The organism is Chryseobacterium bernardetii (genome assembly GCF_003815975.1).
In the GTDB taxonomy this organism is placed as follows: Bacteria; Bacteroidota; Bacteroidia; order Flavobacteriales; family Weeksellaceae; genus Chryseobacterium; species Chryseobacterium bernardetii.
Genome location: NZ_CP033932.1, coordinates 5,198,526 through 5,216,793 on the forward strand (window position 1 = coordinate 5,198,526; position 18,268 = coordinate 5,216,793).

General features: G+C 33.3%; 10 protein-coding genes. 3 read left to right on the top strand and 7 right to left on the bottom strand.

Features of this window, described 5'->3' with window-relative positions:
- The first annotated feature begins 782 nt into the window (after positions 1-782).
- The 3 genes from EG339_RS23590 to EG339_RS23600 all read left to right on the top strand — a co-directional run bounded on the left by EG339_RS23590 (position 783) and on the right by EG339_RS23600 (position 3,656).
- Positions 783-1,376 carry a DUF6759 domain-containing protein gene (locus EG339_RS23590; RefSeq protein ID WP_123872506.1) on the top strand — a complete coding sequence of 198 codons (594 nt, stop codon included), beginning with the start codon at positions 783-785 and terminating at the stop codon, positions 1,374-1,376.
- A gap of 170 nt (positions 1,377-1,546) precedes the next feature.
- Positions 1,547-2,635 (top strand): hypothetical protein, encoded by a 1,089-nt coding sequence (locus tag EG339_RS23595; RefSeq protein WP_123872507.1) that lies wholly within the window; start codon positions 1,547-1,549, stop codon positions 2,633-2,635.
- A 19-nt stretch (positions 2,636-2,654) separates the two neighbouring features.
- Complete coding sequence (locus tag EG339_RS23600; protein WP_123872508.1) at positions 2,655-3,656, top strand: hypothetical protein; 1,002 nt, start codon at positions 2,655-2,657, stop codon at positions 3,654-3,656.
- Positions 3,657-4,251: 595 nt separating this feature from the next.
- Here EG339_RS23600 and EG339_RS23605 read toward each other — a convergent pair.
- The 7 genes from EG339_RS23605 to avs1a form a co-directional block, all read right to left on the bottom strand.
- On the bottom strand, positions 4,252-6,486 hold the full coding sequence (locus EG339_RS23605) for a hypothetical protein (protein WP_123872509.1): 2,235 nt from the start codon (positions 6,484-6,486) through the stop codon (positions 4,252-4,254).
- A gap of 114 nt (positions 6,487-6,600) precedes the next feature.
- Complete coding sequence (locus tag EG339_RS23610; protein ID WP_123872510.1) at positions 6,601-9,768, bottom strand: DEAD/DEAH box helicase; 3,168 nt, start codon at positions 9,766-9,768, stop codon at positions 6,601-6,603.
- Between the two features lies 1 nt (position 9,769).
- Positions 9,770-10,552: a hypothetical protein gene (locus tag EG339_RS23615; protein WP_080780208.1), complete on the bottom strand. Its 783-nt coding sequence runs from the start codon at positions 10,550-10,552 to the stop codon at positions 9,770-9,772.
- Positions 10,553-10,764: 212 nt separating this feature from the next.
- The gene (locus EG339_RS23620) at positions 10,765-10,983 is read right to left on the bottom strand and encodes a hypothetical protein (RefSeq protein WP_080780209.1); all 219 of its coding nucleotides are present in this window, start codon (positions 10,981-10,983) and stop codon (positions 10,765-10,767) included.
- A complete protein-coding gene (gene avs1c / locus EG339_RS23625; protein ID WP_080780210.1) occupies positions 10,973-11,215 on the bottom strand; it encodes an AVAST type 1 anti-phage system protein Avs1c in 243 nt (80 codons plus the stop codon). Before avs1c ends, EG339_RS23620 begins: the two co-directional genes overlap by 11 nt.
- Positions 11,212-17,040, bottom strand: coding sequence for a serine protease (locus EG339_RS23630; protein ID WP_123872511.1), 5,829 nt, complete (start codon positions 17,038-17,040; stop codon positions 11,212-11,214). Before EG339_RS23630 ends, avs1c begins: the two co-directional genes overlap by 4 nt.
- A complete protein-coding gene (gene avs1a, locus EG339_RS23635; RefSeq protein WP_080780212.1) occupies positions 17,037-18,230 on the bottom strand; it encodes an AVAST type 1 anti-phage system MBL fold metallo-hydrolase Avs1a in 1,194 nt (397 codons plus the stop codon). Before avs1a ends, EG339_RS23630 begins: the two co-directional genes overlap by 4 nt.
- Positions 18,231-18,268: the final 38 nt, after the last annotated feature.

Consider the following 18,268-nt stretch of genomic DNA (forward strand, 5'->3'; position numbering starts at 1 on the left):
AAAAATGCTATATCAGTAGTAAAGACAATTACATCACTATATTATGGTTATTGTTTAATTACAAAATGCTTGCATAAAAATAGAATCATTCATTAAAAATCCCGGTAGGTCAAACCTTCCAATATCACTACCGGGATGAAAAGAACCATGGATGAAAACCAATTCCTGTAGTTTTTATGTATTTAATATGTCCTGTTTCAATAAATTAAATCTCTATAACCTCCTTTGTTTGCGGTACAAAGCTTATGCTAAAAATACAATAATTATAAAGCTATCAATTGTTTCTTATCTTTAATTTTTCAAACGTGGTTACTGAAAACTTATGCCCTATATTCTTATCACCAGTATCCATCTTCATTATTTAAATTAATCCTACTTTACTTTTATCTGTTACAAGAATAGGAAAGAGTTTTCAGGCTCAAAAGAGGATGTATTACCATTTTCATTAAAATGGTAATACATCCTCTTTTTTTAGATAAAACTTCCCTGTACTTTTACTCTGATCATCTTGATAACCAAAAAACTAAAATTCAAAAAGCGAATAGCATTCATACAAAATGAAAAATTTCATAATTCAATATGTCAGGATATTTCCCTCATATTTAGACTTTTCTATTTGCGGCTTATGTATGTAAGCAGAGTAATTCCGGTTAAGGCAAACAGGCTGTATCACAAACCAATAAAAGATATCTGACATTATGAATAGACAGTGAAAGAGATGAATGATACAGCTCCAGTCTTAAGGTAAACTTTAACAATTATACAGTAAAAAACACATATTAATGAAATCAATGACTCAGCTTCTACTGCTGGTATTTTTCAGCTTCCTTTATGGACAAAAGAGTTTTAATAGTATACTAAAAAGTGATAATATCAATGAAATAGAAACTTTTCTTAAGACAGCCCACCCTGATGATCCCAGGAGGATTGTTTTAAAAAAGAAACTTATAGCTCTTAAAAATTCATCATGGACAAAGCCAGGAATTGGCTCATCAATGCCAGTCCGGGCAATTGCCCCTAATACCACCGAATATTATACTGATGAAGAAAAAGAAGAGTTTGACCATCTGATGTCAGAGACTTCAGAAGAGCACAAAGAAAAAACCGTTCAATTGCTCAACGCATTATTTACTCCCAATATGGAAGGTGAAACAGCTACTTTTCTTTTTCAAAACAGGACAAAGTGTAACATCATCTTGCGGATACAGTCAAAAACAGAAGATAAGGCCACATTGTATAACCTAGCTGTTAAAGAGGGAGAAGAGAACTTCATTACTTTAAAGAAAGGAAAGTACTTAATCAAAGGAAAAGTGTGTGGTGAAATTTACAGCAGTGAAAAGGAACTCAATAAAAGTCTTCTTATAGAATTAAAATAAATTCGAGAACAGATATAAGCCTTTTTAAACAGACCTGAAGGTTAAAATAATGTCATTATTTGTAACAAAGCAGTGATAGGGCTTCATTGATCTGTTAATTATCTGTTAATAAAAATGTATCAATCAACGGATAACATTTCACAACCCTCAGTTTATTAAAATACATACAAATGAAAAACAAATTTACAGTTAATATTGCAGCAGCAATGTCTTTTACAACAGTTACCCTCTCCGCACAGGATGGAAGAATGGGAATTAACACCCCTGATCCTAAAACCACATTAGATGTAAGTGGTAAAACAGATGCTTCCGGAAATCTATTGATAACGGATAAGACCGGTTTGCAGGCTCCACGGCTGACACGTGCTGAACTTACTGCTAAAGGAAATACCCTGTATGGTACTGATCAGAAAGGGGCATTGGTTTATATCACTGATGTTTCAGGAGGAGATACTGCAGATCAGAGAATAAATATTACCAATACAGGATACTATTTTTTTGATGGCAGCTATTGGCAAAAGTCTGGCAGCGGAGCATATACGGCAATCAACGGGCTTAATTCAAACAGTAATTCCATAAAACTTGGTGGTGCATTAATTGAGCCTACTACCATCTCCGGGCTCACTGCTATCAATAAATTGAGCATAACAGGAACCGGAGTAAATGCTGTAAATATTGCAAACAATACTCTAAGCATAGATGCCGATAATAGCAGAATTGGAGTAGGAACTGCAACTCCCGGGACTAAACTGGATATCAATAACGGAAATACACCGGGAGCGATTAAGATTGTTGACGGAACACAGGCAGAAGGCAGGATTTTGGTTTCAGATATCAATGGGGTTGGTACATGGAGAAATACAACAGGTTCTGCAACTATTATCAATTCAACAACCGGAGTTAATACTCAGCTCATAAGCAGCCTAAGATATATAGGAGCAAGTGCAGTTGTGACTACTCCGGGATATTATATTATTTCTCCCCGGCTTATTACAGATAAAAGCTCAAACGGATGCAGCCAGTTTATTGCTTACAATTTAAGCCAAAGTACTACGTCCAACCTTAACCCAGCCTTTCCTGTACAGGATGTTCATATGCCTGCCGGTCCGGGAGGCTTTGATTTTATTTACACTTCCAATATCGCCTATCTTAACCCCGGAACCTATTATATGCTTGTAAGAACATGGGGGGCATGCACTTCCAACCTAACAAGAAATACTTTTGCCGAAAATAGTTTTACCCTCACTTTATTAAAATAGTTCATTATATACAACATAAATGAAAAATAAATTTACATTAAATATCTCTGCAGCAATATTTTTTATAACAGCTACCCTCTCCGCACAGGATGGCAGAATAGGAATCAATACCCCTGATCCCAAAACCACATTAGATGTAAGCGGTAAAACAGATGCTTCCGGAAATCTACTGGTAACGGACAAGACAGGTTTACAGGCTCCCAGGCTGACACGTGCCGAACTTACTGCTAAAGGAGACCTATTGTATGGTACAGATCAGATAGGAGCATTGGTGTGCATAACCGATATTTCCGGCGGTGATACCTCGGGCCAAAGGAAAAACATCAACAGTAACGGTTACTATTATTTTGATGGCAATGTCTGGAAAGGGTTGAGTACCTCTTCCAATATCCTGGGAGATATCAAGCATTCTGTAAAAACAGCAGATCATGACGGATGGTACCTTTTGAATGGGCGTTCAGTTTCTACGCTTCCTGCCAATGCCTCATCAGCAGCAATCAACCTGGGATTTACAGCCAATATCCCCGATGCATCAAACAGGGTACTGAAAACAAAAACATCTTCTGAAGCCCTTGGCTCAACGGGCGGAAGCAATACCCTTACCATTGCACAGACCAACCTGCCTAACATCAGTTTATCCGGAGCAGTATCAGGTACTACAGCAAGCGGAGGTAGTCATACACATGCATTCAGCGGTACAACTTCTGCGGGGGGAATACATGCACATGGGCCAATAGCAGGAACAGGATTTTTATTGGGAGGAACTACCATAGGAAATAATGGTACAGGAAACTATCAGGGAAATGGTTTGCAGAGTTCCTGGGGTGGAGTTGGTCTTGGGGGAACAACAGCGAACGCAGGAAATCATAACCATACCTTTAGTGGAACTACCGGAACTGACGGTGCCCACTCGCATACGTTTAGCGGAACTACAACGGTGTCTACCGGAGGAAACAGTGATGCAATGAACAATATGCAGGCCTATCTGGTGGTTAACACATTTATTTATCTGGGACAGTAAGAAAGGCGTTCCAACAGAATCAATATATCTGTGGGTACAAAACGCGTACTGGCCGTAAAGTAAATCCAAAAAATTCATTGCAGAACAGGACCAGTTTAAAATTTTCATATTAGTGTTGCTCATCCCGGTGTAAGAATTAATTTTTTATCCATCAGTTCATTTTTTCCTATCGCCGGGATGTTTATCTTCAATTTAATAAAACTATAGCGACTATTTTTAAGAGTATTATTTAATGTTGAAACTAGTTAAGACTAATTATAATAAGGCTTATTCTCATCAATTGATGATGTAATATTAATATCTTATTAAAAAATAGTAATAAAAAAGAAATTGGAAAGTGTAAACATGAAAAAACCGCTTTAAACGTTCGTTTAAAGCGGTTTTTAATTATTTTATTATTGGTAATCAATAATTATTTTACTTCTTCAAAAATAAAATACATTGAAAATCAATTATTTAAATTTCAATGGTACAAATATGATACAAATTAAACTAATTTCTTAAAATCTAATAAAGTTTTTTCAGATAAAATAGTACCGCAGTTTATTAATGATAAATCATTCAAATATTATCATTAATATCTTTATAATAATTTTTAATAATAAAAATATTTTGATCCACGCAGATCAAAATAATCAGGTTCATGTAGCAATAATTCTTCAATATCTGGAATGTAGTCCTCTTTGCTAAAACTATGTTGTAAGTACTTTCTAGCTTTCTCGAGTTTTCCATATTCATTTTTATAGCATGAAAGTACAATCTTATCAGGCCGTATATCTTTCGCTATTTCAATAAGTGAATCTAACGATTTATTACTATTAGCACTAAATTCTTTACTGCTGTGTTTCGCCTCGCCAATGATAAATTTACCATCTACTAAAGCAACAACATCTATTTCATTTGCTGGCTTTCTCGAGTGAACATCGGCATAAAGGTTCAACTGAGGGCTATATGAAAAAGACCTGTTGCTTTTTCTGATTGCAAAATTAACAAGTGTTCTGATAACAGTTAGATTTCCGTCTCTTTGTGTCTTAGATTGAAAGATATTATTTTTTATTAGGTCATTTAATTTATAAGAAAATTCAGCTTCAATAGGTATATTAAAATCTTTTAAACATCCTTTACAATTTACCGTATTGCTCGTATCCCTCAAATGATACCAAAAAATTGAAGAACATTTAGTACATTTCAATTTAAATCCCTGAAGGAAAATAGAAAGTTCACAAAGTGTTTTTAACAATTGCTTTAAACCTAAACTCAAATTTTCCGAATTAGCAAAAGTCTGTTCTCTAGTTCCAAGTAATCCAACATGATCTTCATATACCTTAGTACATTTCCTAAAAATATCTAGAAAAGAAATGGCATCTCCTGCTGGCTTTTCACTAGTACATAGTTCTACAAAAACATCTACCCAAAATTTATCTTTAAAAAAATCGTCGATCACATGAAAATCATCTTTAAATGTCCGGATAAAAGAAAGCAATCTATTACTGCTATCATGTGGCCCTATAGCTACATACTTAGTATTGAAGGTAGTGCCTTGAAAGACAGGACTTAGTATTAGCTGTTGTAAAAGTACCGAAAACTCTGGGATATCTATTTTAACAGATCCCGAATCAGCAGCAGAATTTTGAACATAATAAGATATATTCCTGTTTTTACTAATTCTGCCATCCATTGCTTTAACAATGTATTGGGTATTGGTAGTTAATGGAAATCTAAGTAAATTTCGATTAGGCTTATTGATTTGATAAATTTCAATGTCAATTGCCCATTTTTGCGGGTAGAAACCAATTTTATCTGCAAAACTCAACGGTGGAATAAAAAGGAGATTTTCTTCAGACACCAAAGTTTGAATACTTTGCCGCTCTTCGTATTGATATTCATGTAATCCCTTACTATCCGACACTGTAAATGGAAAATTTTGCACTTCCTTATACCTGATGGTTTTATGTGGGACAAGTGGTCTTAAATGTTTTTGCATTAAATCTTCTACTTCTTCCTTTTTTAGTGTAAAAGAAATAACCTCAATGGTGTTACTACTCGTCAAATTACTTAAAACGTCACCAAAATATTGGTCTTGAGTCACTAACTGTAACTCTTCAATTGTAAAGTAAAATACATTATAACATTGAAAAAGCTGTCGGTTCCAATAATATAGTAGATCTATAGTACTCGATTTATCTTTGGTTATTACAATCTCAGAAGACTCATATGATGTATGTCCAAAGCTCCGGAGTATTTTTGTGTTTAGATGTCGTCTCGATAAAAATGATTGGATAATTGGTTTGTGCAAATAAATAATCTGATTAAGCTCATCAAAATTATCTTTAGTAATCCTTATTTGGTTAAGTCTTTTTGTTATTTTTTCTTCTCCTATTGAAGCATTAGAATGTAAACCAAAGTTTGTATGAAAAAAGTCTAGAAGAGGACTTTCGGTTTTGTCAATTCCCTCCGATAAAAGAATACTGTAGCCATGCTCGAACTGAGACACCAGATATAATGCATCCACTCCTAAAGTATCTAATTCTCTTGGCTCTTTTTCCAAATTAAAGTATCCTGTTGGATTAAAATATCCAAGCTTCCGTACGACATCGGGATCTACACTATTCGAATAAAAAATATAATCTGGATCGTAGTGCTTTATCATATCCAAATAGTTTTGAACTATGGCCCCTTCTTTAACAGGTATGATAGGGTTATATCTTCCGCCCCACTGCTTTTGGTTATGATGTATTAGCTTAATAAGTTTTTCATAGGGATAATCGATATCGACAAAAAACATATATCGAAGATGTCTTGGTTGAGAGGTAATTTGAAATTGATTCATTACGTTTATGTGTTTCTTATTCTGGTATTAGTTATTTTTTTATTGCTGTTCACAGTAGAATTCTCTCAAAATGCAAAAATGTCATCTAGTTTTAACATGGCTAATATCATAAAGCTACAATCTTAATGATTGACTAAAAGCTAAATGTGTTTCTACTCTCATTAACAAATTATTGTCTTTCTTATAAAATAATTTAGAAGCAGAGTCAAATCCTTCCCTAACGCAACTCGCTAAGATTCTTACATCCCACGAAATGTTTGCATTTTCAATGCTATTTTGTTTTGCTTTTTCCAGTAATACCATTGATAATAATCCCAATCCAAAACTTAGTTCAGGAACCAGTCGATTAACAAACTTGCGGGCCTTACCTAAATAAGCGCTTCTATCAGGTCTATTCACATTTGGAATTTTGGCATCCAACTCATTTAAAGGAATTCCTAGTACGTAATGCTGAAGAATATCTTTCATTAAATCAATCCGATTTGTTATATCAGAGATTTCTGCTTCCGGTTTTAATCCAAGAACTTTCTTAATTTGTTCTAATGTAGTATGTTTGCTAAATATCTTTAACAAGAAAGATGGATTATCCTTTATCCATGTAAAAAACCACTCTATTAATTCTATTACTGATCTAGATAATAGACTTTCGAGACCTCCCCGATCAATGGCATTTCCCAACTCGTGAATAATCAATGGCTCAACTCCCGTCTTAATTGCTATCTCTTTTTGCCATAAATACTCATCTGTTAAACTATCCAGTTCATTTCGCCTATCTAGTAATTTTCTAACCTGTTCATCAAACTGCGCTTTATTTCCTTGTATAGTCGCCTTATAAGCATACAATGATTTTTCTAACAAATCTTTACTGGCAGTATGGGATACATTTTCTGGTACAAACCTATACAATATATTCTTTTGATCAACACTTAAATCATCTTTATTCTCTTGGATTGTATCTAAAAAGTATTCCAAAGGATCTTCTATCGTAAGGCATTGATCTCCTTTTGAAAACACATCATCCTTTAACTGCCACCATCTTTCAGAAATAGTGGAATCCTGAATTGTAACAATCTTACCTGGAATCAAAATAACAGCGCCTTGTGAGGAAAGTCCTGCTCTTCCCGCTCTCCCTGCTGCATTTAACAATTCGTGAGGATCGACCTGCTGTCTATTTTCACCATCTTCATCGTATCGGTCATCGCCAGCAATTATAACTATTTCTGCAGGTAAATTAATTCCCTGGGCAAGAGTAGCTGTTGCTACAAGAACTACAGAACCTTCAGTGGATTTAAAATATCCTTCGATTAAAGATCTCTCGGTAGGTAACAGCAAACCATGATGCACTCCAACATTTTTACAATCGTAAAAATACGAATGTCTAAAATCACCTAGCTCAAGGGTAATACTATCCACCAACTGTTGATTGATTTTAATATAATCATGATATGAATTATGCCTGTCAGTTAGAGCTTCAGCAATTTTACGTGATGTGGAGTTGGTTATTCTCGGATCATCTACGAATACAAGTGTTTTGAGCCCTAAACTAGAAAAATGTACTGCTAGGTCGGCTGCAATGAAATTTCTATTACTTGTGAGTTGCCATCTATCACCAATACCCAACAATGTACTATGAGAAAGAATTTGAGATTTTAGATAATCATTATCATCTTCTGTTTCCCAAATATTTTTTAGACTAAAAAAACAAAAAGGATCAATAATCATCCTATTTTTTAGTTTAGCAGGAGGAGCTTTGGTTGTAGCAGTTTTTCTATGTTCATTAATAATGCCATTCAGCTCCTTTATTTTTCGTTCCTCAAATATCAGGCATCCATGAAGTTGACGAGTAGGTTTCCATGTAGAACTAAAAACATGGCATTTTCTTAACGTAACTTCCGAAATCCATGAAGCAATTTCACTACCATTTTCAACCATAGCTGATATTAATAAATAATCAGCTTGAGGAGCTAGATTGAATATAGACAAAAGACAGTACATTGCATCAACAGATCTTCTATCCTTATTTATATTTGTGCCATGTATTAAATGAAATTCATCAAAAACCACCAATCCTACTCTACTAAAAAAATCAGGATTGATGTTGAGAAAAGTTAGACATCTTTCAGGTGTCATAACGACAATTGGAAAGCCGACTACCTCCTCAAAATCAGTAAACTCACTTCCAAATTCAATATTAACTGATTCAAATTCACTAAATAATGGTCTTAAATTCTTATTTACCTGATCTTCTAAAGCATGGGTAGGAACTAAATAGATTACCTTTCTTCCAGAATATAAACACGATGCTATTTTTAATTCCGATAGAGTTGACTTTCCAGCTCCGGTAGGTAATGTTAATACAGCAGATTGGCCAGGATCTAGAAAATCAGTACTTATTACATCTTTATGATTCTCCCACAAATATGGACGCTCTTTTGCCAGGTTTTCCAAAAAATTAGTCCAAAGTACTGGATTGACACCAAATGGAGGCGGAATGTTAATGACCGCTCTCGTTAATATATCTTCTTCTAATAGCTTTAATAATTTTGCAAGACGATAAGGTCCTGAAAAAGTACTTCTTTGCTCAAAACGGCCAATGTCTGATATTGAAAGCTCTATTACCTTGTCAAAATGATTTTGCCGTTCTCCTGTAGATTGAAGTGCTAATCGTTGGCCGATTTGTACCATACCAAGCCCTATTTCTCTCCATAAATAGTTTAGAGCAGTTTCTTCCAAATCATCAGCATTAAATATCTCTTCTTCAATGAGAGTATTTTCAGCTATTTCGGCTACTTCCCCGGTAGCTAAACAGATGATACATGAAATCAATTTCCTGTGCGTTGGGCCTTCCGCGTCACTTCTTCTTAATGACAAAGCTGTTTCTGCAGCGTCTGCCTGGCTATTACCAATTAAAAAAAGAATTATCGATGCTATATAAGCAGATATAGAATCGGTCTCTAACAAGTTTTCATGCTCTTCATCGTCTAACCCCATCTTATGGATAAGATTATTTGCCGTAGCAGCAACAAAAGCTATAGATTCTTTTTGCTCATGATCAGGAATCGTTAACAAAATAGTTTCAAGATTATTTGCTAACTTTCTCAATAGTTTTAGTCCAGAAATCAAAATTTCACTTTGAAAATTAAGCGTTCCATCTGCTACTTGACGTTTCAAGCTGACAATCTGAGCATATATCTTTGTTAATTCCTGCGGTAGCCTATTAATGTCAATATCTGCAATATCAGGTATATCTTTTATCTTTCTTTCAGTAGTACTATTATACATATCAAGACTTTTTAGACTGTAAATAATTAATAACTTTATCTGAAAAGTCCTGCATCCAATTTCTCATATCATCAAGATAAATAGTTGCTCCACTTCTACGTTCAGAAGTATTCCCAGAAACACAATCATCGTAATTATTGAATAAAGCTTTTCTACCTTCATTATCATTATGCCTCCCTTCTCTGGTTATCCCTATACGATAAATTCGATACTTATTATCAAAAATATCGTTCTGAACATTTTGTAATATATTTCCTGCATCAAGTTGACCAATTAAAATAGAAATTATTGATACCAAAGCATTATTTTTCTCCCCATTTTCAAACTCTCTAAATTCAGGAAAAACCTGCTGAGTAATTTTACCTCTTGGTCCAGTAGTACACTTATCTTCGGTTATAATTATATTTCTCAAACCATCATTTTCATTTAGAATCAGAGCTAAACCATCAATTCCATGTTGGGCTGGTGCAAAATGTGGATAATTAGAAAAAAATTTTTCACCAGTATACCTCTTTGCTAAAACGATCCAGGATATCATCTGAAAAATCCATCCATCTCGTTTTTCAATAGTGGCTGATGTAATTTTGTTAATCACCTTATCAATAGAGTCATTCGGATGCACAGGTAAAACAGTACTCAATGAATTTATAATGCGGTTAATATGGAGGTGGTGTCCTAGTAGCAGTTCCCCTACGTATTCCGCCAATAAATCTTTATTATCTATCTCATATTCGTAATCGATGACTAACGGGGAACAATCTGTATCTATAAGGTTGAAGGGCATAAACTATAATGGTTATTAATAATATATGAAAACAGTAAAATTAAAATATTACTGTTCTAACAAATATAACAAAAACTTAAATCTCTTATTTACAGTTGCCTGCAGTTTTAAAAAAATTGTAAAACCCAATTTAAACCTGTAAAGGAAAATGCAAGAAATTATCCGTCAAAGTGGATAATTAATAGTGATGGAAGATCATAATTGACATTACATTATAACTCTTCTCTACTATGCTTCTTATCTTCTAATATTTTTGCTGCTGTGTTTGCTGTCAATGCTATAGTTTGTGTAATTGTTCGAAGGTTCATTCTTCCGTTAGGAGAATACCTTGCTTTTTCAGCTGCATTTAACATCTTAAAATTAGTTACATTCATGTTCTTTTCTAAAAGCAAGCTTAAGTTTCTTTCCAATTCTCTTCTATTATCCGGCATCTTTATTATTTTTAAATTCAGGTCTGTCAAAATTAGCTAAGGAGTTTGCCAATAATCTTGACCGCTCATCTACAGTTATAAAATTTACTCTTTTATTAGGAAGTTTTTTAGTCTTCAGCAAACTCATTATTATTCTATGATCTGGAATTGATTTAAATGTTCCCTTTTCAATGGATTCAGCTAAAATGTGAATATGTCTCTCAAATTGTTTTCTATTATCTGGTGTAATCATAAATTTGATATTTTTTGATCGAATATATCGACGATATAGGAATTATATCCATAAAATATTCTCAGTACAAGTTTATATTCTGATTTTACACTATCAATTTTATTGAGTGGTATAGTTGAGAAATACCCGATATTAGAAGAAGTTCCTCTGTTATTATTTCCCCAATTTCTTCCAACTCTCCAAAATTTCGAATTTATATCATTCTGCAGGTCTGGTAAGATATCCATCACCTTTTTATTTAAAACTGCCGGAACTAAGTCACTTCCCGTAACATCGACTACATTATCGCATTTAATGAACAATGGGACTATTTGTCCATTTTCACTTTCCGGCATATCTATCGGATATTCGTTCTCAAAAAAAGAGGGCCAAGGATATGATGAGCTTCTTCTATTAGTATCTGACAAAGGCACCAGATACCCTACGATATCAATTATTTCTTGCTTATTTCTTTTTATTTCATCGTTGATTACACTAAAGTAACTTAAAGGGATTTCCCCATTGATTTTTAATTTTCCAAAATTAAGTTTACCTGTTTCAAATAAATGCTTTATCTCATTTTCAAAAGACTCATTATAATTTCTGAAATCTGCACTTAATCGATTCTCTGGAAATGTAGGTTGATAGAATCTTAAGATATTTGCAACCTCTTTTCTTGATTCCAAACTTGTACAAGAGCCTAACGCGGTATTCAGGGCATACTTTAATAATGTTTCAAGGTCAGATACTAATGGAATATTATTATGGTCATTAAAGCTTCTATCAATATATTCACTGGCTTTTTGGCAATCTTCTATAGATAAAGGTAAAAGATTTTCAATATTTGAAATAAGTTTCTTAGCAAACTCTTTATTCAATATTCCTAAATCATTAAGAGCGTATAAAAATTCATCTATAGGGTGCAAATAAGTTTCATCAAAAAATATTTCTCCACTGTTGGCAGGACCCTTGACAAAAGAGTCCTCAAACAACTTAATCATATTATCAAAGTCCGAAATGCCCAAATTTTGTTGTTCAATCATAGCATCCAACAGTGAATTTTTTATCATAAAATGCTCCTGTTGCAAGAGTTTATTTAAGTTACTCTCTATCAATAATTTAAATTCTTGAGAAAATCCGATTGGATTTAAATTTGACAGTTGATGAATTATAGAAGCTGAAAGTTCTCTCGAAACTTTATACCCGTTAGATAGTATTTCTTCAATCAACCCTTCAACCACATTTTTAGGAATAACAGTTCCCAGCCAAGTTAAAATCTCAATCACTCGATTTTTCACAGTTAATGATGGATGATTTAAAAACCAAATTAATAAGCCTAATAATATTTTTCCCTCCCGTAGATCGGAGTCGTCTTGAGATAATTTAGTTATCCAATTATATTTATCATAGTACTGTTGCGGAGTTTTTATCATCAAACTAAGGTGTTCATCAACTGCCTGAAGTACTAAGGTTTTCTCATTTTCATCATTACTGTTTTGAAGAAATTTTATTATATGGTCAACAATAATCCATTCGTCATAGTAAGGTTCGTTAAGAATAAGGTTTTTCAAACTTTTAATCAGTTCAGAAGAACTGTTATAACTCTGTGTGTAAAGATTTCTTAGATCGGTTATTTTATGAGAATAATTATATGCCCAAACACCATATTTTTTGTTTTGAATTTCCTCTAATGCATTAGTGATTAATTTTCTAGCCTCACTTTTATTTTCTGTATCAAGTTTTTGTTGTGCATTTTTTTTAGCAACAACTAAAGCGTTCAGAGGATCGTCAGTTTTTTCCTTTCGGTGTACATCTGGCTCAAGACCTCCTACATTTAACTCTAGGTTCGTCATCCCTACTTCCTCCAAATATTTTTCAGCGAGCACATGGTTCGATGAATTTATATTGTCAAAAAATTCTAATAGATATTCTCTACGATATTCATCATTAAACTCAGACACAATGAATTTAGACCATCTTCTAAAAATAGTTTCCAATTTGGAAGGGTCAGAGTTCTCAAAATTGTTTATAATCTTCGCATGCTCTTTTGCATAATCCGTCAAATGATAGTCTGCTCCTAAAATACATAACTCACTAAGTGCCCAAACAACTAAGGAATTTTCAGGATTTGAATTTTTTATTAATGCTAATACCGCACTCTGTTCCTCGATTGCGTTTGCACCTAATACATAACCTTCCCCTTTTTCCGGCATATCTACATTAAATGATTCGGCATTATTGATAACAGTACCATAATCTGGTAATATTAGATATTGAAGGTATTCTACAGCTTGTTTTAAAAGTCCAATTTTAGTCAAATCACCTACAAATTGCTCCTGTTGCTGCTTAATATATCTTTGAAAAGTCATCTCCCCCGATGCATAATCAAGGTGCGCGGCAAAATTTTTCAAATATGACAGATCTCCATTCTGAGGAATAATATTGGATACCGCAGTATTAATGATGCCCAATTGATCTTCTTTATACCAAGTAGGTCCCATTGATGTATTTATCATTTCTTTAAAAACAGATTTTGCCCTATCCTCATTTTCTAAAATAGCGTATAATTCAATAAGTCTTAACAGATATTCATTTCGTTCCCATCGATTTTCAACCGTCGTTAAAATATGTTTTTCAAGTATTTTTGCTACTTTAAATGAGGATACATTATGATTCCCATCTCTTGCTAACTCACGAGAAATAACAAATAAACTTTCAATGTACCCTTCGGTGTATAAACCTAACTGATAATGTTTTTTTTGCAATATTTTCTCAACAAATTCTTCGATTTTATGAGGAAATGCGTCGATTAATAGATTTGTAAATTTTTTAAATATTGTAGGAAAAAGTTTTTCAGGCAAAGAGTAGCTCCTCTGCCAAAAAACTCTATTTCGTAAGTCCGGAATTAAGCTATATATTAGCTCATTCAGCTTTTCTTCCAGTGATTTAATTTCATCTTTTTTCTTTTCTATCAAAGAGCGTTTAACTTTACCTGATAGAAAGCATAAATATCCAAATACTGATTTCAAGCTTTCTTCCCAGTCACGATAAAATCCATACGCCGATAACTTAGGAAATTTATTGTCATTATCTAAAAAACCAAGACTTTCTTGGTAAATCATAAAGTGATGGATATTTCGAGGAGCTAGATCTACTCCATTTTCTTCTCTTATATTTAAAAAATATGAACTTGAAAATAATTCAGTGTGAATTCTTTCGATAAGTTCTAACTTATTAGATCTTCCTACCAAAGTATATAATAAATAAAAATGATAATCAGAGTGAAAACCATATTTTTCTGTTACATATTCCAAATCTTCTATCCATAGTGGAAGATTCTCCATTTCTATTCTATCAGGGCTTTTTTCCTGAAACTCCAAAGCATGAAAAATACTAAGTGCTAAAAAGCCACTGACTTTATCATTAAAATTAAACCCGTTCGCTTCCAACTTTTTCGAATAAGGCTCCATATTAAATCTCCAAATAAAATATCCTGTATTGTAAGAGCCGACTTCGTCTTTAAACGAGTGGATCAATTCTTTTGAATTCCCTGATTCTTCGATTAAATTAATAGCAGCTTTCTGAATATGTCCAAATTCATGAAATGCCTCCTCCATATCTAAGTTGGAAGATAAAGTAGTGGCAGGAAATCTCAATCTTAAGTAGCGATTAAATGATTCAGTATCAAATTCTTTTGCAATAATATTATCACAAGTCCGCTTGATTGTATTCAGCAAAATTTCTCCTTCGTCATATGCGTCGTATTCAAAAAATTTTTGCAGTAAATAAAGACCGTCACCATCTGATACAGTTAAGGTTTTATTTCTGACAACATAGCGAATAGCTTCTTCCGGTTTACCGAGAGCCAATAAAGCGTTTACAAGAAATATAGCATTCTCACGAAATAATGTATTGTATCTGAAGTTTAACCTCTGTGACAATAGCAATAAGGAAATAACTTTATGTGTTAGCCCAAAATCGGCAGCAATTCCAACGATTTTTTTAACATCAGATAACACTACATCCGGATTGATGCTGTTTACAGCACATTCATCAATCCAATCTTGGCTACATTGTTCAATCGCATCTATTTTACTGTCATCGCCTGCATTGGCTAAGTGATATACTCTTTCAGAAATTCCAAAGTGAGTATGAGGATTTTTAAGTATAAAATTTCCTATATTTTCATGTATTTTTACTTCAATATCTTTAGTTCTTTCATTGACGTAATCTGAAAAAGAAGTATGGTAAATACTTATTGACTCTTCATTCCGCAGTAAATGTTGAATTTTTTGGAAACTCTTCAAAAAATGATGTCTAGTCGCATCAGGTACAATTTCCTTTAGCAATTGTCTGTCAACAGAAACCCTCAGCCTCGCCAAAGTTGCTGCAAGCCACACTTCGTCTGTTTGGTCATTGATATCCTGCCATACCCTGCTGTAGTAATTTTCAATCTCACCACTAATTACCGGAATTTTATTAATCCAATCATCAATCTCAGTAAGGTCATCTGTCTGCAAAATATAATTAATCAAATATCTGAGGTATAGTGGATGACCTTCTGACTTTTCCGCAAGTTCATTTATCTGAGTTGTTGATAAATTTTTGCCTTTTAATTCTTCCGACAAGAACTTTTCTGTATCATCAATTGGCAGTGGAGTAATCTTTATTTCATTATTTGTATTTATTAGTGCTTGGTAAGAATTTGGAAGAGTCTTACTTGATACGCAAGAAAATATAATCTTAAAATTTAGAGGAAGCGGCTGAGGCAATACAGACAGATATTCTTCCATTTTATCTGAGCCTACATCATCTAAGCCATCTATAATTAAGAATGCAGTCTTTCCTTGTTGCTGAAAATTATCAGATAGTTTTTTTATAGCTTGATGAATATTAAATATTCTGTTACTTGGCGAATCATCGTTTGAGGGTTTTGGAGGAATAGTATTATATAGGGAACGATAGCAAACTTCCTCAATCCATCTCATAAAAAAATCAGGCGTTGCTCTTATCTGTGTAGGATACTCTTCATTTTCAGGAACCTTTACAAAATATCGATCAAGTATAATGTAATTATCATCTTGTAAATTCAATTGGGCTGCAATCGTCGTTTTTCCAGATCCAGGACTTCCGGTTAATAAATAAAAATTTTGTTTTGGCCCATTTTGAATTACTTCATTAATACTATCAATTACATTAACGTTAGGTTTACTTTTAGCAATATCACTTTCTAACGATTGAGGTATTGATATTTCGTTGACAGTAATAAATAAAACATTATTTCTCTCTAAACATTCGGTAATTCTTTTAATACTGGTAGCACCTAACGTTCCTACATTGTCGTAACCTATAACTCCTGTAACGTAGCCATCCATAACCAGAGGAGAACCTGATAGACCTTCAAAATCTTCTAAATCTTTATACTGGTCACATTGAAGATCAATATCCCACGCATTTTGTTTGGAATTATCAATTCTGGAAACAATTCCGTTATAACTTCCTCCAGTGTTAACTCTTATTTTTGGAAACCCATAAGACTGCCAGCTTTGATTATAAGGTATATCAATACTCTTTATTGGAATAAAACTAATATTTGTTACTTCTGAATTAAGCTTTATTAAAGCGACATCACATTCCGGAATTCTTTCAATTATGCTCGCAGAAATTTCTGATTCATTAATTGTAACATTAATATTTTCGTTTTCCGGGAGAGAGTGATTACAGGTGATTAATACTTTTTCTGCACCAGTTGTTCTTACAAAAAATGCAGAGCTTGAACTACTTTCAGAATTGATTTGAACCGTTGCTGCTTCTATTTCTTGAGGATGTAAAATTCTTTCTATCATAAAGTAATTGTATAAAATGTGTTTTCAAGGTAATGGATTGAATAATTATATTTAAGCATCCAATCTTCATTTTCGAAAAAAATCGAATTCTCAGTTTTATAATTGAAAAATAATTGTCTTTTAAATTTTGTTTTTCGTGTAACGATATGGGCAAGTGTTTCTTTATCAGGATGATTATGTCGTCCTCCGTTCGTAGATATTAAATATGATTCTGAGTCTATTTTATTTAGCAACTCACTGCTAATATTTCTAAAACTACCATGATGTGAAACTTTAATTAAATCGAATATGATGATACCTTCGCTCTGAAACTCTTCCAAAGACCTGACAACTATATCAGGATGAGCATCGGCTAAAAACAACAATTTTCTTTCTCTAATTTGGAGTACGAAGGCAATAGAACTGCCATTGGTAGCCGTGTTATCATCATGATAATTTTTCTCAAGCAGTTCTTCAATTGTCTGTTTTTTTCTTGAAATCTGCTTCGGAAATAACTTTGGCTGTTCTTTTTCCCAAGATAAAAGCATCTCGAATGCATCATCATAAAATGATGAACCTCCTTGTATATAATTGACACCAAATTTTTTCAATTCGCCAGCCCACAATTTTTTGAGTTTGTCCAACTTATCATTATCCGGTGATAGAAGATAGATTGATGCATCATCATTGACTTTAATTCGTTTTCCATTGTTTACAGATACTGCAAGCTGATTAAAGTCCGTATTCCAATGATATCCTCCTTTTAAAATTAAAGCACCAACCGTTGTACCTTGCGATGCACTGATAACTTTAGATTCTTTGTTGACCTTGTCTTTTGGATATCCTCGTCTGATAATTTGCTGAAGAATCTTATCATTACTTTTCTCTGAAGGATCAGGTTCCCCATTGAAGAGATGTCGATAGGTATTATGCCAAATTTGTTTAATATCAATGATTTTAGAAGAATTATTACACTTGAGAAATTCAACTGCTCCCTGTATATGATCTTTGTCGATATGTGTAATAATAAACTTTTCTAATACGTGACCTTCTCTATTAATTCTTTCCAAGTCTTTAATTAGATGATTTGTAACAGTATCATTATATCCACTGTCGATCAGGAGATAAGTTTGGTTCGTATCATCGATACCAAAGCATACTAACAGACAATCTCCATCTTTTGCAGGATATGCCTTAACACTAATGTTCATAATATTTAAAGCTACTAGTTTTAGCTAATTTATGAAAA